The 24,677-nt window shown below is 71.0% G+C and carries 25 protein-coding genes; 11 read left to right on the top strand and 14 right to left on the bottom strand.

The window, feature by feature from the left end; genetic code table 11:
- The first annotated feature begins 51 nt into the window (after positions 1–51).
- Together CNQ36_RS24665 and CNQ36_RS24660 are read left to right on the top strand one after the other, a co-directional pair.
- Positions 52–1,302, top strand: coding sequence for an ABC transporter ATP-binding protein (locus tag CNQ36_RS24665; protein WP_121547563.1), 1,251 nt, complete (start codon positions 52–54; stop codon positions 1,300–1,302).
- On the top strand, positions 1,299–2,171 hold the full coding sequence (locus tag CNQ36_RS24660; protein WP_121547562.1) for an ABC transporter permease subunit: 873 nt from the start codon (positions 1,299–1,301) through the stop codon (positions 2,169–2,171). Before CNQ36_RS24665 ends, CNQ36_RS24660 begins: the two co-directional genes overlap by 4 nt.
- Before the next feature lie 7 nt (positions 2,172–2,178).
- On the opposite strand, the gene CNQ36_RS24655 is transcribed toward CNQ36_RS24660, so the two are convergent.
- The gene (locus tag CNQ36_RS24655; RefSeq protein ID WP_121547561.1) at positions 2,179–2,511 is read right to left on the bottom strand and encodes an ATP/GTP-binding protein; all 333 of its coding nucleotides are present in this window, start codon (positions 2,509–2,511) and stop codon (positions 2,179–2,181) included.
- A 246-nt stretch (positions 2,512–2,757) separates the two neighbouring features.
- On the opposite strand from CNQ36_RS24655, the gene CNQ36_RS24650 reads away from it, so the two are divergent.
- Positions 2,758–3,786 (top strand): LLM class flavin-dependent oxidoreductase, encoded by a 1,029-nt coding sequence (locus CNQ36_RS24650; protein WP_121547560.1) that lies wholly within the window; start codon positions 2,758–2,760, stop codon positions 3,784–3,786.
- Between the two features lie 82 nt (positions 3,787–3,868).
- Here the strand turns inward: CNQ36_RS24650 and CNQ36_RS24645 are convergent, their stop codons facing one another.
- Complete coding sequence (locus CNQ36_RS24645; protein ID WP_004925443.1) at positions 3,869–4,261, bottom strand: SCO5389 family protein; 393 nt, start codon at positions 4,259–4,261, stop codon at positions 3,869–3,871.
- A gap of 288 nt (positions 4,262–4,549) precedes the next feature.
- Between CNQ36_RS24645 and nucS the strand changes: the two genes are divergently transcribed.
- Entirely contained in the window at positions 4,550–5,221 is a 672-nt protein-coding gene (gene nucS, locus CNQ36_RS24640; RefSeq protein ID WP_040906110.1) for an endonuclease NucS, read from the top strand.
- Between the two features lie 62 nt (positions 5,222–5,283).
- On the opposite strand, the gene CNQ36_RS24635 is transcribed toward nucS, so the two are convergent.
- From CNQ36_RS24635 to CNQ36_RS24625, 3 genes are all read right to left on the bottom strand, one after another.
- A complete protein-coding gene (locus CNQ36_RS24635) occupies positions 5,284–7,800 on the bottom strand; it encodes an ATP-binding protein (RefSeq protein ID WP_121547559.1) in 2,517 nt (838 codons plus the stop codon).
- Between the two features lie 263 nt (positions 7,801–8,063).
- Complete coding sequence (locus CNQ36_RS24630; protein ID WP_004925450.1) at positions 8,064–8,387, bottom strand: STAS domain-containing protein; 324 nt, start codon at positions 8,385–8,387, stop codon at positions 8,064–8,066.
- A gap of 154 nt (positions 8,388–8,541) precedes the next feature.
- Positions 8,542–9,390, bottom strand: a complete 849-nt coding sequence (locus CNQ36_RS24625) for a 3-hydroxyacyl-CoA dehydrogenase family protein (protein ID WP_004925452.1) — start codon at positions 9,388–9,390, stop codon at positions 8,542–8,544.
- A gap of 348 nt (positions 9,391–9,738) precedes the next feature.
- Between CNQ36_RS24625 and CNQ36_RS24620 the strand changes: the two genes are divergently transcribed.
- Entirely contained in the window at positions 9,739–10,473 is a 735-nt protein-coding gene (locus tag CNQ36_RS24620; protein ID WP_121547558.1) for a D-Ala-D-Ala carboxypeptidase family metallohydrolase, read from the top strand.
- A 94-nt stretch (positions 10,474–10,567) separates the two neighbouring features.
- Here CNQ36_RS24620 and CNQ36_RS24615 read toward each other — a convergent pair whose 3' ends face one another.
- Positions 10,568–11,203: a TetR/AcrR family transcriptional regulator gene (locus tag CNQ36_RS24615; protein WP_121547557.1), complete on the bottom strand. Its 636-nt coding sequence runs from the start codon at positions 11,201–11,203 to the stop codon at positions 10,568–10,570.
- Positions 11,204–11,293: 90 nt separating this feature from the next.
- On the opposite strand from CNQ36_RS24615, the gene CNQ36_RS24610 reads away from it, so the two are divergent.
- From CNQ36_RS24610 to CNQ36_RS24600, 3 genes are read left to right on the top strand one after another with little or no spacing between them, the layout of a single operon-like run.
- Positions 11,294–12,076: an ABC transporter ATP-binding protein gene (locus tag CNQ36_RS24610; RefSeq protein WP_004925460.1), complete on the top strand. Its 783-nt coding sequence runs from the start codon at positions 11,294–11,296 to the stop codon at positions 12,074–12,076.
- A gap of 13 nt (positions 12,077–12,089) precedes the next feature.
- Positions 12,090–12,839, top strand: coding sequence for an ABC transporter permease (locus CNQ36_RS24605; protein ID WP_121547556.1), 750 nt, complete (start codon positions 12,090–12,092; stop codon positions 12,837–12,839).
- Between the two features lie 13 nt (positions 12,840–12,852).
- Entirely contained in the window at positions 12,853–13,425 is a 573-nt protein-coding gene (locus CNQ36_RS24600; RefSeq protein ID WP_121547555.1) for a cob(I)yrinic acid a,c-diamide adenosyltransferase, read from the top strand.
- Between the two features lie 13 nt (positions 13,426–13,438).
- Here CNQ36_RS24600 and CNQ36_RS24595 read toward each other — a convergent pair whose 3' ends face one another.
- Complete coding sequence (locus CNQ36_RS24595) at positions 13,439–14,023, bottom strand: hypothetical protein (RefSeq protein ID WP_121547554.1); 585 nt, start codon at positions 14,021–14,023, stop codon at positions 13,439–13,441.
- Between the two features lie 152 nt (positions 14,024–14,175).
- On the opposite strand from CNQ36_RS24595, the gene CNQ36_RS24590 reads away from it, so the two are divergent.
- The 3 genes from CNQ36_RS24590 (at position 14,176) to CNQ36_RS24580 (ending at position 17,961) form a co-directional block, all read left to right on the top strand.
- Complete coding sequence (locus CNQ36_RS24590; RefSeq protein ID WP_121547553.1) at positions 14,176–15,369, top strand: sensor histidine kinase; 1,194 nt, start codon at positions 14,176–14,178, stop codon at positions 15,367–15,369.
- On the top strand, positions 15,366–16,007 hold the full coding sequence (locus CNQ36_RS24585) for a response regulator (RefSeq protein ID WP_004925473.1): 642 nt from the start codon (positions 15,366–15,368) through the stop codon (positions 16,005–16,007). The genes CNQ36_RS24590 and CNQ36_RS24585 overlap by 4 nt, the downstream gene beginning before the upstream one ends.
- Before the next feature lie 130 nt (positions 16,008–16,137).
- Positions 16,138–17,961, top strand: a complete 1,824-nt coding sequence (locus CNQ36_RS24580; protein WP_004925477.1) for a glycoside hydrolase family 18 chitinase — start codon at positions 16,138–16,140, stop codon at positions 17,959–17,961.
- 153 nt (positions 17,962–18,114) lie between these two features.
- On the opposite strand, the gene CNQ36_RS24575 is transcribed toward CNQ36_RS24580, so the two are convergent.
- The 7 genes from CNQ36_RS24575 to CNQ36_RS24545 all read right to left on the bottom strand — a co-directional run bounded on the left by CNQ36_RS24575 (position 18,115) and on the right by CNQ36_RS24545 (position 24,669).
- Positions 18,115–18,564 (bottom strand): DUF2550 domain-containing protein, encoded by a 450-nt coding sequence (locus CNQ36_RS24575; protein WP_040906116.1) that lies wholly within the window; start codon positions 18,562–18,564, stop codon positions 18,115–18,117.
- A gap of 128 nt (positions 18,565–18,692) precedes the next feature.
- A complete protein-coding gene (locus CNQ36_RS24570) occupies positions 18,693–19,070 on the bottom strand; it encodes a F0F1 ATP synthase subunit epsilon (protein ID WP_004925483.1) in 378 nt (125 codons plus the stop codon).
- 132 nt (positions 19,071–19,202) lie between these two features.
- A complete protein-coding gene (gene atpD / locus CNQ36_RS24565) occupies positions 19,203–20,639 on the bottom strand; it encodes a F0F1 ATP synthase subunit beta (protein WP_004925486.1) in 1,437 nt (478 codons plus the stop codon).
- On the bottom strand, positions 20,639–21,556 hold the full coding sequence (locus CNQ36_RS24560) for a F0F1 ATP synthase subunit gamma (protein WP_121547552.1): 918 nt from the start codon (positions 21,554–21,556) through the stop codon (positions 20,639–20,641). The genes atpD and CNQ36_RS24560 overlap by 1 nt, the downstream gene beginning before the upstream one ends.
- Positions 21,557–21,577: 21 nt before the next feature.
- Positions 21,578–23,170, bottom strand: coding sequence for a F0F1 ATP synthase subunit alpha (atpA, locus tag CNQ36_RS24555; RefSeq protein ID WP_121547551.1), 1,593 nt, complete (start codon positions 23,168–23,170; stop codon positions 21,578–21,580).
- Between the two features lie 135 nt (positions 23,171–23,305).
- Positions 23,306–24,121 (bottom strand): F0F1 ATP synthase subunit delta, encoded by an 816-nt coding sequence (locus CNQ36_RS24550; RefSeq protein ID WP_004925492.1) that lies wholly within the window; start codon positions 24,119–24,121, stop codon positions 23,306–23,308.
- Complete coding sequence (locus CNQ36_RS24545) at positions 24,118–24,669, bottom strand: F0F1 ATP synthase subunit B (protein WP_004925494.1); 552 nt, start codon at positions 24,667–24,669, stop codon at positions 24,118–24,120. Before CNQ36_RS24545 ends, CNQ36_RS24550 begins: the two co-directional genes overlap by 4 nt.
- Positions 24,670–24,677: the final 8 nt, after the last annotated feature.

The following is a 24,677-nucleotide window of genomic DNA, read 5'->3' as shown; positions in this document are numbered from 1 at the left end:
CTTACGGGGGCGTGTGCCCCGCTGTCCTGAACCTTTTGATGGGTGCGGAGCATGATCGAGGCAGTCGGCCTGACCAAGCGGTACGGCGACAAGACCGCTGTGTACAACCTTTCCTTCCAGGTACGGCCCGGCGCCGTCACCGGGTTCCTGGGTCCGAACGGCTCGGGCAAGTCGACGACGATGCGGATGATCCTCGGCCTCGACAACCCCACCGCGGGACAGGTGACGATCGGCGGCTACCCCTACCGGAGGCTGCCCAACGCCGCCCGTCAGGTCGGCGCGCTGCTGGACGCCAAGGCGGTGCACGGCGGCCGGTCCGCCCGCAACCACCTGCTGAGCCTGGCCCAGCTGTCGGGCATCCCGGCCCGCCGCGTGGACGAGGTGCTGGGCGTGGTCGGCCTGCACGACGTGGCGCGCAGACGGTCCAAGGGCTTCTCCCTCGGCATGGGCCAGCGCCTCGGCATCGCCGCCGCGCTGCTCGGCGACCCCCAGGTGCTGCTGTTCGACGAGCCGGTCAACGGCCTCGACCCCGAGGGCATCCTCTGGGTGCGCAACCTGATGAAGGCGCTGGCCGCCGAGGGCCGCACGGTCTTCGTCTCCTCCCACCTGATGAGCGAGATGGCGCTGACCGCCGACCACCTCATCGTCATCGGTCGCGGACAGCTGCTCGCCGACATGAGCGTGACGGAGTTCATCTCCGCCAACTCCGCCGACTTCGCCCGGGTGCGCACCCCCGACACCGAGCCGCAGCACCGCGAGAAGCTGTCGGCCGCGATCACCGAGGCCGGCGGCCATGTGCTGCCCGAGCAGGACGGCGCGCTGCGGGTGACGGGACTGCCGCTGCCGCGCATCAGCGACGTCGCCCACGCCGCCGACGTACGGCTGTGGGAGCTCTCGCCGCACCAGGCCTCGCTGGAGGAGGCGTACATGCGGATGACGCAGGGCGCCGTCGACTACCGGTCGACGACCGACCAGCGGCAGGGGCTCCAGCAGCCGCTGCCGCCGGGCGCGCAGCCGCCGATGCCGGTGCCGGGACAGGGCCAGCCCGGCTGGTACGCGCCGCCGCCGCCCCAGCAGGGCGGTCAGCCGTTCGCCGCGCCGCAGGGCGCGCCGGTCCAGGCCCCCGCGGGCCCGTACGGCGCTCCGGGCGCCCCCGGAGCGGCCCCGGGCGCCCCCGCGCCCAACCCGTACGCGCAGCACGCCCCGCAGGCGCCCCAGGCGCCGCAGGCCCCGGCGGTCCCGCCCGCCGCGCCCCCGGCCGCTCCCGCCGCGGCCCCGACCAAGCCCGAGGACGCCCGATGAGCACGCCCCCGCCCCCGATGCCGCAGACCGCCGCACCCGACTGGCAGGCGTCCGCCGGCGCCCCGCAGCCCGGTTACACCTCGCCGATCCCGGTGGTGCGCACCCACCTCGGGCACGCGCTCGTCTCCGAATGGACGAAGATCAAGTCCGTGCGCTCGACGGTGTGGACGCTGGGCGTGTTCGCGCTGCTGGTCCTCGGCATCGGCACGCTGACCGGCCTGGTGGTGTCGAGCTCCGACCCCGACCTGGGCGGCGAGAGCCCGCTGGCCCTCGGCTTCTTCGGACTGCTGCTCGGCGCGATGTGCATCATCACGCTGGGCGTGCTGACGACCGCCTCGGAGTACGGCACCGGCATGATCCGCACCACGATGGTCGCCTGCCCGTCGCGCGCCCGCGTGCTCACGGCGAAGGCCCTGGTGTTCTTCCTGATCGCCTTCGTGGTCACCCTGGTCTGCGCCACGCTGGTCGGCTTCCTGCACGTGGCGCTGCTGGAGAGCCACAACGCCACGGCGCCGTCCGGCGAGGAGTGGCTGAAGGGCACCGTCGGCGTCTCGCTCTACGTCGCGCTGCTCGGCACGCTGTCGCTGGCGATCGGGTCGATCATCCGGCACTCGGCGGGCGCCATCACCCTCATGATCGGTGCCGTGCTCGCCCCGCTGGTGATCGCGCTGTTCATGTTCTCGTCCTCGCTGCAGGACGTGCAGCAGGCGCTGTTCGAGTACTCCATCCCGAACCAGATGAGCATCTTCTACGCCAACTCCCTGACGGAGTCCGGCCCGTCCGGCTGGGACCCGCTGTGGATCATGCTGGTCGCCGCGGCGGCCGCGCTCGCCGGCGCCTTCGCCCTGCTGGAGAAGCGGGACGTGTAACGGCGTATCAGAACCTCGGCGCGTTCCGGGACCGCTGCACCCGCGTGGTGCGGCGGTCCTTGGCGTTCCAGCACGCCTTGTGCCAGTGCCGGCGGTCGTCGACGCCCGCGTGCTCGGGCCAGGCCACCACGTGCGGCACACCGTCCGGGATCAACTGGTCGCAGCCGGGGCAGCGGTAGGCCTTGCCGTGGGCGCTGGCGCCCGCCACGTGACGCACGCTCCACTCCTCGCCCCGCCAGCTCTCCGTGGACTGCCAGCCGCCGTAGCGGCCGGAACGGTCGTCCTCGGCGCTCGGGCCGGACGAACCGGTTCCGTTGGGTCGGTTGCGACGCGGGGACACAGGACACCTCACCGGGCTATACAGGATGCTGGGGCCGCTTCCCAGCCTACGCGGCGCGAGCAGGGGTACACGTACGGCACCAATCCGCCACAAGTCCCCTCCGCGGTGATGCGGCTCCCCCCTTCCGAGCGGCCGATTCTGCAGACAATCCGCAAAGTCCCCCGCCCGGCCGTGTCCTCGGCACGTGTCAGACGGTTATTCCCTGCGGGGGAGCTCCGCGTCGGAGCCAAGGAAGCAGGAAAAGTGATGCGCGTTGGAAGTTTCGTGTTGGCCGCCCAGTTCCCCGGGCAGGGCGAGGGGGAGGCGCTGCACCGCGCGGTCCGCTCGGCCGAGGTCGCCGAGGAGGCCGGGCTCGACACGGTCTGGCTGGCCGAACACCACTTCGTGCCCTACGGCACCTGCCCGTCGGCCGTCACCCTGGCCGCGCTGCTGCTCGGCCGCACCCGCCGGCTGCGGGTCGGCACGGCGGTCAGCGTGCTGCCCACCGTCCACCCCGTGGCCCTCGGCGAACAGGCCGCGCTGCTGCACCTCACGAGCGGCGGCCGGTTCTCGCTGGGCCTCGGGCGCGGCGGGCCGTGGGTCGACCTGGAGGTGTTCGGGGCCGGACTGGAGGCGTACGAGAGCGGGTTCCCGGAATCACTCGATCTGCTGGTGCGCTGGCTGCGCGAGCCGTCCGTCGCGGCCGACGGCGAGCGGTTCCGCTTCCGTGAGGTGCCCGTCGTCCCGCGCCCGTCGGAGGACCTGGACGAGGCGGAGGGCCCCGAGGTCGTGGTCGCCTGCACCTCCCCGGCGAGCGTGCGGCTGGCCGCCGAGCGCGGACTGCCGATGCTGCTCGGGATGCACATCGGGGACGAGGAGAAGGCCGAGATGGTCGCCCTGTGGCGGAGCCACGCGCGCGCCTGCGGGCGGCCGGCGCGGGAGATCCACGGCGCGGGCCATGTCTCGGCCGGTGTCTGCCAGATCGCGGACCGGCGCACGGACGCGGCGGAGACGCTGCTGAAGGCGATGCCCGGCTGGCTGAGGCAGGGGCTGGAGGCCCATGTCACGGTCGACGGCCGGGAGCGGCGGATGCGCGACCCGCTGGCGTACACCGAACTGCTCTGCGGGCTGCACCCGGTGGGCACCCCGCGGCTGTGCGCCGACCGGCTCGCCGCGACCAGCGAGCGCACCGGCATCTCCCGCTTCGCCCTGCTCGTCGAGGGTTCCGGCGATCTGGCGGCGACGGAGGAGAACGTACGCCGGCTCGGGGCCGAGGTGCTGCCCCGGCTGGCCTGAGCCGGCGGTTTCCACGGAGGCTTGCCGCCCCTGTACAGACTGCACCTCCCGCGTACGGAGCGGCAAGCAACGAGGGAGCGCGTCAGCAGTCGCGGAGCTCCGCCGACTGGTTGAGCACCTGACTGCGCACCGAGGTGAAGCGGGCCAGCTTCTCGTCGACCGAGGAGTCAAGCGGGAACACGGCCACCCGGTGGCAGTTCTGGAAGGCCAGCCGTACACCGAAGTGCCGTTGCAGCGCACCGCGTATCGCGTCACTCGCGAGCGCACGCAGCAGCTGACCGCGTGCCTGCTCGTCCGGCGGGGGCGTCTGGTTGTCGGCGAAGGGTCCGCCGTCCACCTTCAGCTGGGCCACCAGGGAGCTGATCATCTCCCATGCGAAGGGCAGGGAGGTCCGGACGCAGTCGACGAATTCAGCTTCGTCGACCTCGCCTCGCTCGGCCTGTTCGAGTAGGGCCGGTGAGACGTCGAGCGACATGGGTTCTCCTCTCGCACCCCCGAAGAACAGGGGTTGCCTGACAGATAGGGGAGTGCGCGACATCGGACACGCTGCGTACACAGTTCGCGACCTCCCGTTCAATACCGTAAGCACCGGACGGTGACGGCACCAGGAGAATGCGTGGATGCGGAACTTCCTGTGGGCCGGTAATCGGCCATCGCCGAACACGCGTTTTCCAGGAGATTCAGGACGCGTCCCGTGGGTCGCCCGGGGCGGGTGAGAGGGCGGATCGCGCCGACCCCGGCCGGTCGAGTAGCGTTGCCGACCATGCGTCTCGTCATTGCCCGCTGCTCCGTGGACTACGCCGGGCGGCTCACCGCGCACCTGCCGTCGGCACCCCGTCTGATCCTGGTCAAGGCGGACGGCAGCGTCTCGATCCACGCCGACGACCGGGCCTACAAGCCCCTGAACTGGATGTCGCCCCCCTGCACACTGAAGGAGGGCGCCGGCGAGGAGGAGGGCGTCTGGACCGTCGTCAACAAGGCGGGCGAGAAGCTCATCATCACGATGGAGGAAGTCCTCCACGACTCCTCGCACGAACTGGGCGTCGACCCCGGCCTGATCAAGGACGGCGTGGAAGCGCACCTCCAGGAACTGCTCGCCGATCGCATCGAGATCCTGGGCGAGGGCTACACCCTCGTCCGCCGCGAGTACATGACGGCGATCGGACCGGTCGACATCCTGTGCCGGGACGCCGAGGGGCGGACCGTCGCGGTGGAGATCAAGCGGCGCGGCGAGATCGACGGCGTCGAGCAGCTCACGCGCTATCTGGAGCTGCTGAACCGCGATCCCCATCTGGCGCCGGTGCGGGGCGTGTTCGCCGCGCAGGAGATCAAGCCGCAGGCACGGGTCCTGGCGACGGACCGGGGCATCGGCTGCCAGGTCCTCGACTACGACGCGATGCGCGGCATCGAGGACGACAAGCTGCGCCTGTTCTGACCCACGGCATACGGAAGGGCCGGGTTCCGTCGGGAACCCGGCCCTTCCGCGTGCCTACGGGATCAGATCACCTGCTCCGGACCGCCGGACGGGCCGGTGTCGCCGCCCTGCGGGGCGCTCGCGCTCGTCTCCACCGGAGCGGACGAGGCGGGGCCGCTCGCGGTGTCGGTGGTGGACGGTTCCTCCGGCGGCGTGGTCTCCGTCTCGGTCGGCTCCGGCGTGGTCTCGGTCTCGGTCGGCTCCGGCGTGGTGGTGCCGGAAGACGTGGGCGGCTTGGGTGTCGTGGGCTTCGAGGTCGGCGACTTCGAAGGCGACTTGGACGGCGACTCGGTCGGGTCGTCCGGTTCCGTCGGCCCGCCCGGCCCGTCCGACGCCCCGCCCGAGGAGGTGGGCGTCGGGGTCGGGTCGTCCGCGGTGCCCGGTGTGCCGTCCGGGCCCGGGTCGGTCGGCCGGCTGGTGGCCTCGCCGGTGTCGCCGGTGTCGTCACCGGCCGCCGGGTCGGCGCCGAGGCTGCCGTCGTCGACGCCCTGGCTGGCGGACGGGTTGACGCCGACGTTCTCGGACGGGGTGCCGGCGTCGTTCTCCGACGTGGCGCCGAGCGTGACCACCGTGCCAAGGACGGCGACGAGCAGCGCGCCGGCGCCGGCCGCCACCAGATTGCGCCGGGCCAGGCCCTTCAGCCCACCGCCCGCCTTCGCCGGCGGCGCGACCGGGGACGGCACCGTGCGGTGGACGACCAGGCCGGTCTCGGAGGGCGGCTGGAGCTCGGGGAAGGCCGTCGGCGCCCCGCGGGGCGGCGGGGCCGACTCCTCGTACTGGGCCTCGGGCACCTCCTCCCCCGCGGTCGGCATCAGCGCCAGCGGGACGCCGGAGCGGTCGGCGACGAGGGCCAGCGCACGGCGGCCCGCGACGGTGCCGCGCTTGTCGGCGAGGGCGCCGCGCAGCGCGATGGACGCCTCCAGTTCGGCGCGCGACCGGTCGAGCTGTCCGGCGCACAGCGCGTGGATGCCGAGCTCGTGGTGGAAGTAGGCCTGCTCCGGCACGTCCCCGGCGAGCCGGGCGGCCTCCGCGCCGGCCCGCAGCGCCCGCTCCCAGGCGCCCCAGTACAGGCCCGAGGCGAACGCGGGCGCGGCGGCGCGGGCCAGCCGGACGGCGGTGCCCTGCTCGTCCTCGGCGGCGTCCGGGGCGAGCGGCGACAGCACGGTGAGGGCGGCGAGCACCGCGTCCGCCTCGGCGCACACCCGCTCCGGGGTGACCGAGGGGTGCCCGGCCCACCAGGCGTAGTGCTCGGCCGCGGCGCGGGCCTGCTCCTCGGCGTCGTCGGCGTAGCCGGCGGCCTCCAGCTGGGCGGGCACCCCGGCGGCGAGCCGGTAGCGGGAGCCGACCGGGGAGACCAGTCCGCAGACGGCCAGTTCGCCGAGGGCGGCGTCGGCGTGGGTGTCGCCCACCAGGGCGGGCAGGTGCGCCTGGTGGGGCACCTCACCGCCGAGCGCGACGGCGAACCGCAGGGTGGCGCGGGCGGAGGCGCTGAGCCGGGAGGCGAGCAGCGGGGCGGGCGCGGCGGCCTCGCCGAGCGAGGGCAGCGGGACCTCGTCGGCCTCCACCGCGTCCTGGGGCGTGTCGGAGGGCCATACGTCCTCGAAGACGCCGAACTCGTCGACGGCGTCCGCGCCGGCCCGGAGCCGGTCGCGCTGCCGCAGCAGGGCGCCGGCCTGGACGAAGCGCAGCGGCAGGCCCTCGGACTCGAACCAGAGGTCGCCGGCCCAGTTCGACTCGTCCTCGGTGAGGGCGCGGCCGACGGCGCGCTCCAGCAGGTCGAGTCCGGCCGCACGGTCGAGACCCTCGAGGACGACCTCCTCGACGCCGGCGTCGGCGGACGGCTCGGGCACGTCGGGGGTGGCGCCGAGCAGGAAGGCGCACTCGGGGGTGGCGTCCAGCAGCCCGTCCAGGGCGGCGCCGCCGAACTCCAGGTCGTCGAGGACGACGACGGCGCCGATCTCCCGGACGTGGCCGACGAGTTCGTCCCGGTCCGGGCGGTGCAGGGGCGCGTCGTGGACGGCGTAGAAGAGGTCGTGCAGCAGGTCGTCGGCGGAGCGGCGGAGGCCGTTCAGCCGGACGACGCCGTCGGGGGCGAGGTCCGCGCAGTCCTCGGCGACGGTGTCGAGGAGCCGGGTGCGGCCGGAGCCGGCGGGGCCGGTGAGGCGTACGGAGCGGCCGCGGGCGAGCAGCCGGACCAGCTTCTCGCGCTCGTCCTGACGGGCCAGCAACGGCAGCACGGGCTGCGCGGGGCCGGGCGGGACGGGCGGCCTGGCGGCGCGCTCCGCCTCGGCGCGCTCGGCCTCGGTCAGCTTCACGGGGCGGGCCGGCCGTTCGGCGGGCGGGCAGGGCTCGATCTCGCTGCCGTCGACGGGGTTGACGGTCAGCAGGAAGTCGCCGGAGACGAGCTGCACGGTGCGGGCGAGCGCGGGCGCGTGCTGTCCGAAGTCGGAAGTGAGGGATTCCCTGGGAGGACGCGGGCGCGGCGCTGGACCGTCACCTTCCCGGCCGTACTCCTCGGGTCCCGGGTTGTTCGGGTCCATAGGTCCTAGCCCCCCAAAAGCGTCGTGTGCCTGAAGCCCCTCCCGGCCTTGCTGCACACCGCGCTGTCGCTTCTGGTCCGGGCCCGCTCAGGGGTTGCAAGGCAGCGGGCAGCCGAACCCTAAACCTTCGCCCAGTATCTACGACAGTCCGGGGTACCGCGCGGTCCGAGACATCACGGTCTCGTGAGGATTGTGCGCGCGTCGCACGGTTCGCCGAGGCCGGTCCGGGTACCGCCGTTCGTCACCGGTACACCTGTACGACCTCATACGCGGGGCAGTGTGTCCACCCCGATGCCTCCCTCGATGGCCAGGATCCGGTGCAGCCGGGTGGCCACCAACAGGCGCTGCATCTGCGGCGGCACGTCGCGCAGCACCAGGCGCCGGCCGCAGCGGCCGGCCCGCCGGTGGGCCCCCATGATCACACCGAGTCCGGTGGCGTCCCAGGAGTCCAGGTCGGACAGGTCCAGCACCAGGTCGCCGACTCCGTCGTCGACCGCCGAGTGCAGGACCGTACGGGCGTCCGCCGCGCTGCGGACGTCGAGGCGGCCCCCGACGACCAGTTCGGCTTGGTCGCCCCTGATGTACATATGCACTCCCCTTGATGCGTCTCGTGCTCCGCGTTTTCTGATGGCCGGTAATGCAACCTCTGACTGCGTGGCGGCGGCGGAGGTTGCTACCTGTAAGCGAACCGATACCGAATTCACCCCGGCGTGTGATGCACGCCGGGGTGGGTGCGCGGTGTCAGTGCCCGTAGAAGCCCTGCCCGCTCTTGCGGCCGATGTCACCGGCGTCAACCATCCGGCGCATCAGCTCGGGAGCGGCGAACTTCTCGTCCTGGGACTCGGTGTAGATGTTGTCGGTGGCGTGCAGCAGGATGTCGACGCCGGTGAGGTCGGCGGTGGCCAGCGGTCCCATGGCGTGGCCGAAGCCCAGCTTGCAGGCGAGGTCGATGTCCTCGGCGCTCGCCACGCCCGACTCGTAGAGCTTGGCGGCCTCGACGACGAGGGCGGCGATGAGGCGGGTGGTGACGAAGCCGGCGACGTCGCGGTTGACGACGATGCAGGTCTTGCCGACCGACTCGGCGAACTCGCGGGTCCTGGCGAGGGTTTCGTCGCTGGTCTTGTAGCCGCGGACCAGTTCGCACAGCTGCATCATCGGGACCGGGGAGAAGAAGTGGGCGCCGACGACCCGCTCCGGGTGCTCCGTCACGGCCGCGATCTTGGTGATCGGGATGGCGGAGGTGTTGGAGGCGAGGACGGCGTCCTCCCGCACGATCTTGTCGAGGGCCCGGAAGATCTCGTGCTTGACCTCGAGCTTCTCGAACACGGCCTCGACGACGACGTCGGCGTCCGCGCAGGCGTCCAGGTCGGTGGTCGCGGTGATCCGGGCCAGGGCGGCGTCGGCGTCGTGCGCCTCCAGCCTGCCCTTGCTCACGAACTTGTCGTACGACGCCTTGATCCCGTCGGTACCGCGCGTGAGCGCCTCGTCGGTGACGTCCCGCAGTACGACGTCCCAGCCCGCTTGCGCGGAGACCTGGGCGATTCCGGACCCCATGAGACCGGCCCCGATGACGGCGAGCTTCCCAGCCACTGTGCGACTCCCCTTTGAATTCGACACGCTCACACACTGTTTCTGTACGTCACTGGCGGACATTAGCGGCAGCGGGAGGCCGTGTGAGGGGTTAGTAATGCGTGTCACGGTCTCACGGGGTGAGACACCCATCACGTCGGGCGGGTCCGGCGCGCCCGCGTTCCCCCGGTCCGCGCGGAGGGCCGGAACGCCCGCGCGAGCAGGTCACGGCCGCACTCTCCCCCGGCCGCCAACCCCCCGCGTTCACCCCGGTGTTGTTGACGCGCGTAGCACTCTGCCGCAGTCTGTCGGAAGCTGCCGCTCAGGCGGCCGCGCACATCCATTCGGCGAAGATGTCGGGAGTCCGGAATGCTCAGACGCGCAACACGCACCCTTCTTTCCATTGTCATGGTCATGGCTGGCACGGTCCTGGGTGTCGGCGCCACGGCGGGAACCGCCCAGGCCGACACCTGCTACACCTGGAACCGCACCCTGTCCCAGGGTTCCTCCGGCAGCGATGTGACGCAGCTGCAGATCCGGGTGGCCGGCTGGGTGACCTCGGGCGAACGGCTCGCGTACGACGGCAGCTACGGCGCCCGCACCGCGGCGGCCGTCAAGAAGTTCCAGGCGGCCTACGGACTGGCCGCCGACGGCGTCGCGGGCCCCGCGACCTTCAGCAAGATCTACGCGCTGCAGGACGCCGACTGCACGCCCGTCCACTTCAGCTACTCCGAGCTCAACAAGTGCAACTCCGACTGGTCGGGCGGCGCGGTCTCGGCGGCCACCGCCAAGTCGAACGCCCTGAAGACCATGTGGAAGCTGGAGGCGATGCGGCACGCCCTCGGTGACGTGCCGATCAACATCTCCAGCGGCTTCCGCTCCTACGCCTGCAACAACGCGGTCGGCGGCGCGTCCAGCAGCCGTCACCTCTACGGCGACGCGGCCGACCTCGTCGGCTCGCCGAGCTTCTGCACCCTGGCCCGCCAGTCCCGCGTCCACGGCTTCTCCGAGATCCTGGGCCCGGGCTACCCCGGCCACAACGACCACACCCACGTGGCCTTCGACCCGTCCCCGTACTGGTCCGCGCCCTCCTGCGGGATCTGACCGACCCTGCCCCACCCGCACCGCCCGACGGCACGGCGGGCCACTCCCGCACAGCGGCGAGCCGGCCCGCCGTGCCGCCCGGACGCGGCCCGGTTCAGCCGCGCACCGCGTAACCGAGCACCCGGTCGCCGAGCAGTTCCTCGATGTCGTCGACCAGCGCGAGCATCTCGCGCGACACCTCGGCCGGCGCGCGGCCCTTGACCATCTCCCGGCCGATCGCGGTGAACACCGTGCTGTGGATCCAGCAGATCTGACCGGCCACCAGCCCCGGCAGCGGATCGCCGGACGCGGCGTCCGTCTCCTCCCTGAGCGCCGCCTCCAGGTTGTCCTGGACCTCCTGCTGCAGGCTCCAGAGGCGGGAGCGCAGCTGCGGGGAGTCGTGGATCACCCGCATGAAGCGGTCGTAGCCCTCCATCAGGCCGACCCGGGGCGACACCGCCTCGATGTCGGCGCGCAGTTCGCGCAGGACCGCCCGGGCCGCGGACTCGCCCGTGTCACGGGCGCGGACCCAGCGGGCGAGCTGGTCGACGACGCCGCTGGAGCGGTCGAAGAAGAGGTCCTCCTTGGCGGGGAAGTAGTTGTAGACCGTGTTCACGGACACGTCGGCGGCCTCCGCCACCTCCGCCATCGTCACGGTCACGAAGCCGTGCTCCAGGAAGAGCCCGGTGGCGATGTCCGAGATCCGCTGCCTGGTCTCACGCTTCTTGCGCTCCCTGAGCCCCTCTGCCATGCCCTCATCGTAGGCAGTCCCGAAGATCACTGACATCTCTCAAAACTTGGAGGCGTTGCAAAATTTCAATGCCTCTGTTTTTCTGGGGTCATGACCATCATCAGTACGGCCGGTCTGGCCCGTACCTTCCAGACGAAACGCGGCCCGGTGGACGCGGTGCGCGGCATCGACCTGACCGTCCGCGAAGGGGAGATCCTCGGCTTCCTCGGCCCCAACGGAGCCGGCAAGACCACCACCCTGCGGATGCTCACCACCCTGCTCGCGCCGACCGGGGGCGCGGCCACCGTCGCCGGTTACGACCTCGCGACCGAACCGGACGCGGTGCGGCGCGTCTGCGGCTACGTGGCGCAGTCCGGCGGCGTCGATCCCCAGATCACCGTGCGGGAGGAACTCGTCACCCAAGGGAGGCTCTACCGGCTCACCCGGGCCCGCGCGGCCGAGCGCGCCGAGGAGCTGGCCGCCGACCTGGACCTGACCGGGCTGCTCGACCGCAAGTGCGCCACCCTCTCGGGCGGGCAGCGGCGCCGCCTGGACATCGCGATGGCGCTCACCCACCGCCCGAAGGTGCTGTTCCTGGACGAACCGACGACCGGCCTCGATCCCGGCAGCCGCGCCGACCTCTGGGAACTGGTGCGCAGACTGCGCGACGAGCACCGCACCACCGTCTTCCTGACCACCCACTACCTCGACGAGGCGGACGCGCTCGCGGACCGGCTGGTGATCGTCGACGGCGGCGCCGTCGTCGCCGAGGGCACCCCGGACGCCCTGAAGCTGCGGTACGGCGGCTCGGCCGACGCCTCCCTCCAGGACACCTTCCTCGCCATCACCGGCCGCGACACCTCGCCGGCCGACGCCGCCCCCGTAGCCGTATAGGACACCGACGACCGTGCTGCTCCACGACACCGCGCTCATCTACGGGCGCTATCTGCGACAGTCCCTGCGGTCCCGCTTCGCGCTGCTCTTCGGCGTGCTGATGCCGCTGCTGTACCTGCTGTTCTTCGGTCCGCTGCTGACCGATCTGCCGCTCGGCGGGCAGGGCAGCTCCTGGCAGCTGCTGGTCCCCGGACTGCTGCTGCAACTCGGCCTGTTCGGCGCCTCGTTCTCCGGCTTCATGATCATTCTCGAGAAGGGGCAGGGGGTGGTCGAGCGGATGCGGGTCACTCCCGTCAGCCGCCTCGCCCTGCTGCTGGGCCGGGTCCTGCGGGACGCCACCGTGTTCGTCTTCCAGGCGGTGCTGCTGGTCCTGGCGGCGCTGGTGATGGGGCTGCGGGCCCCCCTGGCCGGTGTGCTGATCGGCTTCGTCTTCGTCGCCCTGCTGACCGTGTCGCTGGCCGCGCTGTCCTACGCGCTCGCCATGAAGGTCGCGACCCCGCAGGGCTTCGGGCCGACGGTCAACGCGCTGACCATGCCGTCCATGCTGCTGTCGGGCCTCATGCTGCCGATGACGCTCGGCCCCGGCTGGCTCGACGTCCTGTCACACCTGATGCCGTTCCGCTACCTGGTGGACGCGGTGCGGGACGCCTACGTCGGCGCGTACGCGACGGCGCACATGCTGTACGGCTCGCTGGTGGCCGTCGCGCTCACCCTGATCGCCGTGACAGTGGGCACACGCGTCTTCCGGACGGCCGGAGCGTAACTAGGCTGGTCGCATGGTCAACCTGACGCGTATCTACACGAGGACCGGCGACAAGGGCACCACCCATCTCGGTGACATGTCCCGGGTCGCCAAGACCGATCTGCGGATCTCCGCCTACGCGGACGCCAACGAGGCGAACGCGGTGATCGGTACGGCGATCGCGCTCGGCGGTCTGGAACACGAGGTCGTCCAGGTCCTCACCCGCGTGCAGAACGACCTGTTCGACGTGGGCGCCGATCTGTCGACGCCGGTGGCGGAGAACCCCGAGTACCCGCCGCTGCGGGTCGAGCAGTTCTACGTCGACCGGCTGGAGGCGGACTGCGACCGCTTCAACGACCAGCTGGAGAAGCTCCGCTCCTTCATCCTGCCGGGCGGCACGCCGGGCGCTGCCCTGCTGCACCAGGCGTGCACGGTCGTACGGCGGGCCGAGCGCGCCACCTGGGCCGCCATGGAGGTCCACGGCGAGACGATGAACCCGCTCACCGCCACCTACCTCAACCGCCTCTCCGACCTTCTGTTCATCCTGGCGCGCATCGCCAACAAGGAGACCGGGGACGTGCTGTGGGTGCCGGGCGGGGAGCGCTGAACCGGGCCCGCCCTCAGCGGCGGGCCCTCTCCTCCACCTCGGCGGGCCGGTTCCCGGACCCGCCCGCCGGGGCCTTCTTCGGCCAGATCCAGTAGGCCAGGGCCACCAGGCCGTGGATACCGGCCACTCGCCAGGCCGTGAACCGCCAGTCCTCCAGGGAGGTGGTGCGGCCGGGGTCACCGACGTACCAGATGGCGAGCTGGAGCAGCACGGTGGCGACCGCGGCGCCCGTCAGCGTGCCCAGCCACACCTTGGTCTCGTGCCGGGCGCGGGCCATGCCATAGCGCGGCGGCCCGGCCGGCCTGGGCGCGCCGGCCAGGCGGTGGGCGGCGTGGCCGTCGAGCCACTTCACCGTGCGGTGGCCGTGGCCCACTGTGTAGCCGATGTAGAGGGCGGCCAGCCCGTGCGTCCAGTTCGGCTCCGCGCCGTTCTTCAGGTCCAGTGCGGTGACCACCAGCAGGACAACCTCCAGCAGCGGCTCGCACAGCAGCAGCGCCAGCCCGGTGCGCGGCATCCTCAGCAGGTACCGGCAGGCCAGTCCGGCGGCCAGCAGCACCCAGAAGCCGATCTCACAGGCGGCGATCAAGGCGACGATCACGGTTCGCTCCTCTCGGTCACCCTTTCAGGCTGCCGTGGTGACCGGCCCGTTTCGTCGTCGCCGCCGACGAACCCGCGGTACATCGAAGGATGCAGTCCGGGACCCTCCGCGGGGATCAGGCGGCGGCCGCGCGCACCGTGTTGGATGGTGCCATGGCCGTACGACTGACCCGCCCGCCCCGCTTCGACGTGGGGGTCGCGCTCGCCGGACTCGCCGGCGGGCTGCTGCTGTGGGCGTTCGGGCTCGGCGTGCGGAAGGCCGACGACCCGCTGGTCCTCCTCGACGGCCGCGGGCCGCTCCTGGTGCCGCTCGCGGTGATCGCCGGCTGCGAACTGCTGCGCCGCACCGCCCCGCGCACCGCCCTGCTGACCGGCACGCTGGCGCTGGCGGCGGACGTCGTGACGCAGGGCAGCATCGCCACGATCGTGATGTACACCGACCTGGTGTACGCCGCCGTCCTGTACGGCACGCCCGCCACCGCCCGCCGGCTGCCGTGGATCACCGGACTGCTGACCATCGCGGCGACGCTGGTGCCGTACGCCGTGTGGCGGGTGCCGGAGGCACTGCTGATCGGTCTCGTCATCGGCGCCGTGACGTTCACCCCCGCCTCGACCGGCCTCATCGTGCGCAACCACCGCGACGCCGCCGAGTCGGCCCGGCTGCGGGCCGAACAGACCGCGCTGCTCGCGGAGATGGACCGCGCCCAGGCGGTGACCGCGGAACGCGCCCGGATGGCACGGGAGTTGCACGACATGGTCGCCAACCACCTGTCCGCCATCGCCATCCACTCCACGGCCGCACTCTCCCTGGAGGACGAGCGGACCTCCCGTGAGGCGCTCGGGGTGATCCGGGAGAACAGCGTGCAGGGGCTGTCCGAGATGCGGCGGCTCATCGGCATCCTGCGGGACGGTTCCGACGACCGGGAACCCTCCGCGACGCCCACCCTCGACAGCCTAGGCGCCCTGGTGGAGGGCGCCCGCGCCAACGGCCTCGACGTCACCCTGGACGCCCGGTACGACACGGTCCCCGCACCCGTCGAGCTCGCCGCGTACAGGATCGTGCAGGAGTCGCTGACGAACGCGCTGAAGCACGCCGCGCCGGGGACCGTCACCGTGCGGCTGCGCCGGCACGCCGACGCCCTCGACATCCGGGTGAGCAGCCCGTACGGCGGCCGGGACACCCCCCGCGCGCCGGGTTCCGGGGCGGGTCTCGTCGGCATGCGGGAGCGGACGGCCCTGCTGGACGGCACCTTCGACGCCGGGCCGCAGAGCGGCCCGGACGGCGGGCTGTGGGTGGTACGCGCCACCCTGCCCGCCACCGACATCCCCCGAGGAGAGACGGAATGATCCGCGTCCTGGTCGCCGAGGACCAGTCCGCAGTCCGCGCCGGACTGGTGCTCATCCTGCGCAGCGCGCCCGACATCGAGGTGGTCGGCGAGGCGGGCGACGGCGAGCGGGCGGTGGCGCTCGCCCGCGAACTGCGCCCCGACGTGGTGCTGATGGACGTGCAGATGCCGCGCCTGGACGGGGTGTCGGCGACCCGGCAGGTGGTCGGGGAGGGCCTCGCCGATGTGCTCGTGCTGACCACCTTCGACCTCGACGAGTACGTGTTCGGGGCGCTGCGGGCCGGCGCCGCGGGGTTCCTGCTGAAGAACACCGAGGCGAAGGACCTCATCACCGCGGTGCGCACGGTGGCGGCCGGCGAGGGCATCGTCGCACCGGCCGTCACCCGGCGGCTGATCGCCGAGTTCGCCGCGAAGCCCGCCCGGCCGGTGACGGCGGATCCGGCGGTGCTGGACTCCCTCACCCGGCGCGAACGGGAGGTGCTGTCCTGTCTCGGCGAGGGGCTGTCCAACGCCGGCATCGCGGACCGCCTCGACATGGCCGAGGCCACGGTGAAGACGCACGTCAGCCGGTTGCTGGGCAAGCTGGAACTGCGCAGCAGGGTGCAAGCCGCGGTGCTCGCACAGGAATTGGGGATCTGAGCGGAACGGGGCCAGTTCCGGGGACGGTGGTCCAGACCTATTGACCCGTGGTCCAGACCTTTCTATTCTCGCGGCACTGCGGGCGTGATGGCTCAGTCACGTCCCCGACATCCCCAAAAGGAGGCGCAGCATGCGCTTCAGACACAGAGCCGCGGCAGGGTTCGCGACCCTGCTGCTCCCCTTCGCCGGCCTGGTCGGCCTCGCGAGCCCCGCCCAGGCCGCGACCTCGGCGACCGCCACCTACGCCAAGACCCAGGACTGGGGCTCGGGCTTCGAGGGCAAGTGGACGGTGAAGAACACCGGCACCACGACCATCAACTCCTGGACCGTCGAGTGGGACTTCCCCTCCGGCACCAAGGTCACCTCCGCCTGGGACGCCACGGTCACCAGCTCCGGTGACCACTGGACCGCCAAGAACGTCGGCTGGAACGGCACCCTCGCCCCCGGGGCGTCCGTCAGCTTCGGCTTCAACGGCAGCGGCACCGGCTCCCCCTCGGGCTGCAAGCTCAACGGCGGCGGCTGCGACGGCACTTCCGTCCCGGGCGACAACGCCCCGTCCGCGCCCGGCACCCCCACCGCCTCGGGCATCACCGACACCTCGGTGAAGCTGTCCTGGACGGCGGCGACCGACGACAAGGGCATCAAGAACTACGACGTCCTGCGCGACGGCGCGAAGGTCGCCACCGTCACCGGCACCACGTACACCGACAGCGGTCTCGCCAAGGGCACCGACTACTCGTACGCCGTGCAGGCCCGGGACACCGCCGACCAGACCGGCCCGGCCAGCGGCGCGGTGAAGGTCCGCACCACCGGCAACACCGAGGAGCCGCCGCCCACCGGCGACAAGGTCAAGCTCGGCTACTTCACCGAGTGGGGCGTCTACGGCCGCAACTACCACGTCAAGAACCTGGTGACGTCCGGCTCCGCCGCCAAGATCACGCACATCAACTACGCGTTCGGCAACGTCGTCAACGGCCAGTGCAAGCTCGACGACTCCTACGCCGCCACCGACAAGGCCTACACCGCCGACCAGTCCGTCAGCGGCACCGCCGACACCTGGGACCAGCCGCTGCGCGGCAACTTCAACCAGCTGCGCCAGCTGAAGGCCAAGTACCCGCACATCAAGGTGCTGTACTCCTTCGGCGGCTGGACCTACTCCGGCGGCTTCGGCCAGGCCGCGCAGAACCCCGCCGCGTTCGCCAAGTCCTGCAAGCAGGTGGTGGAGGACCCGCGCTGGGCCGATGTCTTCGACGGCATCGACATCGACTGGGAGTACCCGAACGCCTGTGGTCTGACCTGTGACACCAGCGGCCCGGCGGCCTTCAAGAACCTCTCCCAGGCGCTGCGCGCCGAGTTCGGCAACGACTACCTGATCACCGCCGCCATCACCGCGGACGGCTCCGCGGGCGGCAAGATTGACGCGGCCGACTACGGCGGCGCCGCGCAGTACCTCGACTGGTACAACGTGATGACGTACGACTACTTCGGCGCCTGGGACAAGGCCGGTCCGACCGCCCCCCACTCGCCGCTGAACTCGTACAACGGCATCCCGAAGGAGGGCTTCAACTCGGCGGCCGCGATCTCCAAGCTGCGCGCGAAGGGCGTCCCGGCGAGCAAGCTGCTGCTCGGCATCGGCTTCTACGGCCGCGGCTGGACCGGCGTCAGCCAGGCCGCTCCCGGCGGCACCGCCACCGGCCCGGCGACCGGCACCTACGAGGCGGGCATCGAGGACTACAAGGTCCTCAAGAACTCCTGCCCGGCCACCGGCACCGTCGCGGGCACGGCGTACGCCCACTGCGGCAACAACTGGTGGTCCTACGACACCCCGGCGACCATCAACACCAAGATGGCCTGGGCCAAGAGCCAGGGCCTGGGCGGCGCCTTCTTCTGGGAGTTCAGCGGCGACACCGCGAACGGTGAGCTGGTGGGCGCCATCGACGGCGGACTGAAGTAACCCCACGCCCCCGTCATACGACGAGAACCGCCCCCGGACGCCGACGTCCGGGGGCGGTTCCCTGTGCTCGGCGGGCCCTCAGGCCACGTTGACCCTCCCCCAACAGCTCCGCTGCCGGGGGGACCCCCATCCAGCGGGGCCCTGAACGTCGCTCTACGCGACGTTCACCCGCTGTCCGGGCGGGGCCGCTTCCAGCCAGGCGAGGAAACCGGTCAGCGCGTCCTCGCTCATCGCGAGCTCCAGACGCGTACCCCGGTGCAGACAGGCGAGGATGACCGCGTCCGACAGGAGCGCCAGCTCCTCCTCGCCCTCGGGGACGCGGCGGCCGGCCACCTCGATCGCGGAGCGCTCCAGGACGCGGCGCGGGCGGAGGGCGTAGGAGAACACCCGGAACCACTCGACCCGGTCGCCGTTGTAACGTGCCACCCCGTACGCCCAGCCCTTGCCGCCGGAGTCACCGGCGGCCTCGGGGGCGTCCCAACGCAGGCTGCAGTCGAAGGTCCCGCCGGAACGCTGGATGAGCCGGCGGCGCAGGCCGAAGACGAAGAGCCCCACCACCACGAGCGCCACCACGATTCCGCACACAGTCAGAGCGAGGACCATCGACACCGACCTCCTCGTCTCCTAGGTAACGGAACGGAAAAATCATCCAGATCTGCCTCAGCCGCGGTCGGCTCCGGATCGCTCCGGTGCCGGCCGCGGCTGAGTGACGTCAACTCACGGGGCTGGTATCAGCGCCCCGCCGACGCCGCCCGCAGACGGACGTCCGCACGACGCTGGGCCTCAGCGTCGTCCTCCGCCTTCGCTCGGGCGAGTTCCTGCTCCGCGCTCTGGACGTCGATCTCGTCCGACAGCTCGGCGATCTCGGCCAGCAGCGACAGCTTGTCGTCCGCGAACGAGATGAAACCGCCGTGCACCGCGGCGACGACCGTCCCGCCCTCACGCGTACGAATGGTCACCGGGCCCGACTCCAGCACACCGAGCAGCGGCTGGTGACCGGGCATGACGCCGATGTCGCCGGACGTGGTGCGCGCGACGACCAGGGTGGCCTCGCCGGACCAGACCTCTCGGTCGGCCGCGACCAGCGCGACGTGCAGCTCAGCAGCCAAGGTGGCTCCTCGGGTCACCACCCGGCGGTTGTGCCGGGTGTTGGTTACAAGTCTAAGGGGCGTGGATGAGGGGGCGGGACGTACCCGCCCCCTCGGGTGTGAACCCTCAGGGGTTCACGGTGAGCTCGATGCTCAGGAGACGCCCAGCTCCTTGGCGTTGTTCTTCAGGTCCTCGATGCCACCGCACATGAAGAACGCCTGCTCCGGGAAGTGGTCGTACTCGCCGTCGCAGATCGCGTTGAAGGCCGCGATCGACTCGTCCAGCGGGACGTCCGACCCGTCGACGCCGGTGAACTGCTTGGCGACGTGGGTGTTCTGGGACAGGAAGCGCTCCACGCGACGGGCACGGTGGACGACGAGCTTGTCCTCCTCGCCGAGCTCGTCGATACCGAGGATCGCGATGATGTCCTGCAGGTCCTTGTACTTCTGCAGGATGTTCTTCACGCGCATCGCGGCGTTGTAGTGGTCCGCCGCGATGTACCGCGGGTCGAGGATGCGGGACGTCGAGTCCAGCGGGTCCACGGCCGGGTAGATGCCCTTCTCCGAGATCGGACGGGAAAGCACCGTCGTCGCGTCGAGGTGGGCGAAGGTGGTGGCCGGGGCCGGGTCGGTCAGGTCGTCCGCGGGGACGTAGATCGCCTGCATCGAGGTGATCGAGTGACCACGGGTCGAGGTGATGCGCTCCTGGAGGAGACCCATCTCGTCGGCCAGGTTCGGCTGGTAGCCCACCGCGGAGGGCATACGGCCGAGCAGGGTCGACACCTCGGAACCGGCCTGGGTGAAGCGGAAGATGTTGTCGATGAAGAACAGCACGTCCTGCTTCTGCACATCGCGGAAGTACTCCGCCATGGTCAGACCGGCGAGGGCCACGCGCAGACGGGTGCCCGGGGGCTCGTCCATCTGGCCGAAGACCAGGGCGGTCTTGTCGATGACGCCCGACTCGCTCATCTCGTCGATGAGGTCGTTGCCCTCACGGGTGCGCTCACCGACACCGGCGAACACCGACACACCGTCGTGGTTGTTGGCGACGCGGTAGATCATCTCCTGGATGAGCACCGTCTTGCCGACGCCGGCACCACCGAACAGACCGATCTTTCCACCCTTGACGTACGGGGTGAGAAGGTCGATGACCTTGACGCCGGTCTCGAACATCTCGGTCTTCGACTCGAGCTCGTCGAAGTTCGGCGCCTTGCGGTGGATCGGCCAGCGCTCGCCGGTGTACTGCTCGTCGACGTTCAGCACCTCGCCGAGGGTGTTGAACACCTTGCCGGTGGTGAAGTCGCCGACCGGCACGGAGATCGAGGAGCCGGTGTCGGTCACCGGGGCCTGGCGGACCAGACCGTCGGTGGGCTGCATGGAGATGGTGCGGACCAGGCCGTCACCCAGGTGCTGGGCGACCTCGAGGGTCAGCGTCTTGAGCTCACCCTCCTTGGCCGGGTCGGCGACCTCGACGTGCAGCGCGTTGTAGATCTCCGGCATCGCGTCGACGGGGAACTCCACGTCGACGACCGGGCCGATGACCCGGGCGACGCGGCCCGTGGCCGTCGCGGTCTCAACAGTGGTGGTCATTAGTTGTCACTCCCCGCGTTCGCGTCGGCCAGGGCACTGGCGCCACCGACGATCTCGCTGATTTCCTGGGTGATTTCGGCCTGGCGGGCCGCGTTGGCAAGACGGGAGAGCGTATTGATCAGCTCGCCCGCGTTGTCGGTGGCCGACTTCATCGCGCGCCGCGTGGCGGCGTGCTTCGAAGCGGCCGACTGGAGCAGCGCGTTGTAGATCCGGCTCTCGACGTACCGCGGCAGCAGGGCGTCGAGGACGTCCTCCGCCGAGGGCTCGAAGTCGAACAGCGGCAGGATCTCGCCCTTGGTGGACGTCTCCTCCGCGACCTCTTCGAGGCGCAGCGGAAGCATCCGGGAGTCGACCGCCGTCTGCGTCATCATCGACACGAACTCGGTGTAGACGATGTGGAGTTCGTCCACGCCGCCGTCCGCCGTCTCCATCTGGAGCGCCTCGATCAGCGGGGCCGCGACCTTCTTGGCGTCCGCGTACGAGGGCTCGTCGGTGAAGCCCGTGAAGATCTCCGCGATCTTGCGCTCACGGAAGTTGTAGTGGGCGACACCGCGCCGGCCGACGATGTACGTGTCGACCTGCTTGCCCTCGCGCTCCAGGCGCTCGGTCAGCTGCTCCGCCGCCTTGATGGCGTTGGAGTTGAAGGCGCCGGCCAGACCGCGGTCGCTCGTGAGGAGCAGGACCGCGGCACGGGTCGGGTTCTCCGCCTCCGTGGTCAGCGGGTGCTTGGTGTTCGAACCGGTACCGACCGCCGTGACCGCGCGGGTGAGTTCCCTCGCGTACGGCGTGGAGGCCGCCACCTTGCGCTGCGCCTTGACGACGCGCGAGGCGGCGATCATCTCCATCGCCTTGGTGATCTTCTTGGTCGCGGTGACGGATCGGATGCGACGCTTGTAGACCCGGAGCTGGGCTCCCATGAGTCAGGTCCCTTCCTTACGTCACTTGGCGGCAGCGGCCGGGGCGTCCTCGCCGAGCAGCTTGCCGTCGCTCGTCTCGAACTGCTTCTTGAACTCCGCCACCGCGTCGGCGATCGCCTGGATCGTGTCGTCGGACATCTTGGCGCCCTCCTTGATGGAGGTCATCAGGCCCTGCTCCTTGCGGTGCAGGTGCTCCAGCAGCTCCTTCTCGAAGCGGCGGATGTCGGCGACCGGCACGTCGTCCATGCGGCCCGTGGTGCCGGCCCAGACGGAGACGACCTGGTCCTCGGTGGCCATCGGCTCGTACTGGTTCTGCTTCAGCAGCTCGACCATGCGCTGACCGCGCTCCAGCTGCGCCTTCGACGCGGCGTCCAGGTCGGAACCGAAGGCGGCGAACGCCTCCAGCTCACGGAACTGGGCGAGGTCCACGCGCAGACGGCCGGAGACTTGACGCATCGCCTTGTGCTGCGCGGAACCACCGACTCGGGAGACGGAGATACCGACGTTCAGCGCGGGGCGCTGACCGGCGTTGAACAGGTCCGACTCCAGGAAGCACTGGCCGTCGGTGATGGAGATGACGTTGGTCGGGATGAACGCCGACACGTCGTTGGCCTTGGTCTCGACGATCGGCAGACCGGTCATCGAGCCGGCGCCCATGTCGTCGGAGAGCTTGGCGCAGCGCTCCAGCAGACGGGAGTGCAGGTAGAAGACGTCACCCGGGTAGGCCTCACGGCCCGGCGGGCGGCGCAGCAGCAGGGAGACGGCGCGGTAGGCGTCGGCCTGCTTCGACAGGTCGTCGAAGATGATCAGGACGTGCTTGCCCTCGTACATCCACTGCTGGCCGATGGCCGAGCCGGTGTACGGCGCCAGGTACTTGAAGCCGGCCGGGTCGGACGCCGGGGCGGCGACGATGGTCGTGTACTCCAGCGCGCCGTTCTCCTCCAGCGCGCGGCGGACCGACGCGATGGTGGAGCCCTTCTGGCCGATGGCGACGTAGATGCAGCGGACCTGCTTCTTCGGGTCGCCGGTGCGCCAGTTGTCACGCTGGTTGATGATCGTGTCGACGGCCAGGGCGGTCTTGCCGGTCTGGCGGTCGCCGATGATCAGCTGGCGCTGACCACGGCCGATCGGGGTCATGGCGTCGACGGCCTTGTAGCCCGTCTCCATCGGCTCGTGCACCGACTTGCGCTGCATGACCGTGGGGGCCTGCAGTTCGAGGGCGCGGCGGCCCTCGGTCTCGATCTCGCCGAGGCCGTCGATCGGGTTGCCGAGCGGGTCGACCACACGGCCGAGGTAGCCCTCGCCGACGGCGACGGACAGGACCTCGCCGGTGCGGGTGACCGGCTGGCCCTCCTCGATACCGCTGAACTCACCGAGGACGATGGCACCGATCTCGCGCTCCTCGAGGTTGAGGGCGAGGCCGAGGGTGCCGTCCTCGAACTTCAGCAGCTCGTTCGCCATGGCCGAGGGCAGGCCCTCGACCTTCGCGATGCCGTCGCCGGCAAGGGTGACCGTACCGACTTCCTCGCGCGAGGCCGCGTCCGGCTTGTACGACTGGACGAAGTTCTCCAGCGCGTCCCGGATCTCCTCCGGCCGGATCGTGAGCTCCGCCATCTGAGTTCCCTGCTCTCCTTGTTGGGCCCGAAGTTTCACTTGGGGGGTATGGGGACTCCCCCCGATATGAGGTGAATCCTCTGCACGGCCCAACCAGGGCCGTAATTACGTACTGCCTATGAAGAATTGTGCTGCTCAGCTCGCCAGCCGGCGGCTGGCGTCCTCGAGCCGGTCCGCGAGGGAGCCGTTGATGACCTCGTCACCGACCTGCACCCGGATCCCGCCGACGACCTCGGGGTCGACGTCGAGGTTGAGGTGCATCCGGCGGCCGTAGAGCTTCGCGAGGGAGTCGCCCAGGCGCTGCTTCTGCCGGTCGCTCAGCGGCACCGCGGAGGTGACGACGGCCACCATGCGGTCACGGCGCTCGGCGGCGAGCTTGGACAGGGACTCGAGTCCCGACTCCAGGCTACGTCCCCGCGGCACGGTCACGAGACGTGTCACCAGACGCTCGGTCGCCGCGTTCGCCCTGCCCCCGAGCAGGCTGCGCAGCAGCTCGCTCTTGGCGGAGGCGGTGGCGCTCCGGCTGGTCAGCGCGGCGCGCAGCTCCGTGTTCGAGGAGACGATCCGGCCGAACCGGAACAGCTCGTCCTCGACGTCGTCGAGCGCGCCGGACTTCTGAGCGGCGGTGAGGTCGGCGACGGCGGCCAGCTGCTCCAGCGCGTCCACCAGGTCGCGGGACTGCGACCAGCGGGACCGCACCATGCCGGACACGACGTCCGCGGTCGGGCCGCCGACCTGCGAGCCGAGCAGGCGCCGGGCCAGGTCGGCCTTGGCCTCACCGGCCTGCGCCGGGTCGGTGAGGACCCGACGCAGCGACACCTCGCGGTCGAGCAGCGTGGTGACGGCGGCCAGCTCGTCGGCGAGCACGGCCGCGTCCACGGACGTGGAGTCCGTCAGCGAGTCGAGACGCTCACGTGCGGCTGCCAGGGCCTCGCGGCTCGCTCCGTTCATCGCGCGGCCTCGGCCTTCTGGTCGAGCTCGTCGAGGAAGCGGTCGATCACGCGGCTCTGCCGGGCGTGGTCCTCGAGGGACTCGCCGACGAGCTTGCCGGCCAGGTCGGTGGCGAGCTTGCCGACGTCCTGGCGCAGCGCGGAAGCGGCGGCCTTGCGGTCGGCCTCGATCTGCGCGTGACCGGCGGCGATGATCTCCTCGCGCTGACGCTGGCCCTCGGCCCGCATCTCGGCGATGAGCGTCGCGCCCTGCTCCTGCGCCTCCTGGCGCAGACGCGCGGCCTCGTGCCGGGCTTCGGCGAGCTGAGCCTTGTACTGCTCAAGGACGCTCTGGGCCTCGGTCTGAGCGGCCTCGGCCTTCTCGATACCGCCTTCGATGGCCTCGCGACGCTCTTCCAGGACCTTGTTGATGGTCGGGAGGAGCTTCTTGGCGAGGAAACCGAAGACGATGACGAAAGCGATGAGGCCGATGACAACTTCCGGCCACGGCGGGATGAGGGGATTCTCCTTCTCACCCTCAGCCGCCAGGAAAACCAGGGCGGAGTTCACATCAGTGC

It is taken from the genome of Streptomyces fungicidicus, from assembly GCF_003665435.1.
In the GTDB taxonomy this organism is placed as follows: domain Bacteria; phylum Actinomycetota; class Actinomycetes; order Streptomycetales; family Streptomycetaceae; genus Streptomyces; species Streptomyces fungicidicus.
The sequence above is the reverse complement of the archived record's forward strand: the minus strand, read 5'-3'. Positions and strand labels throughout refer to the sequence as shown.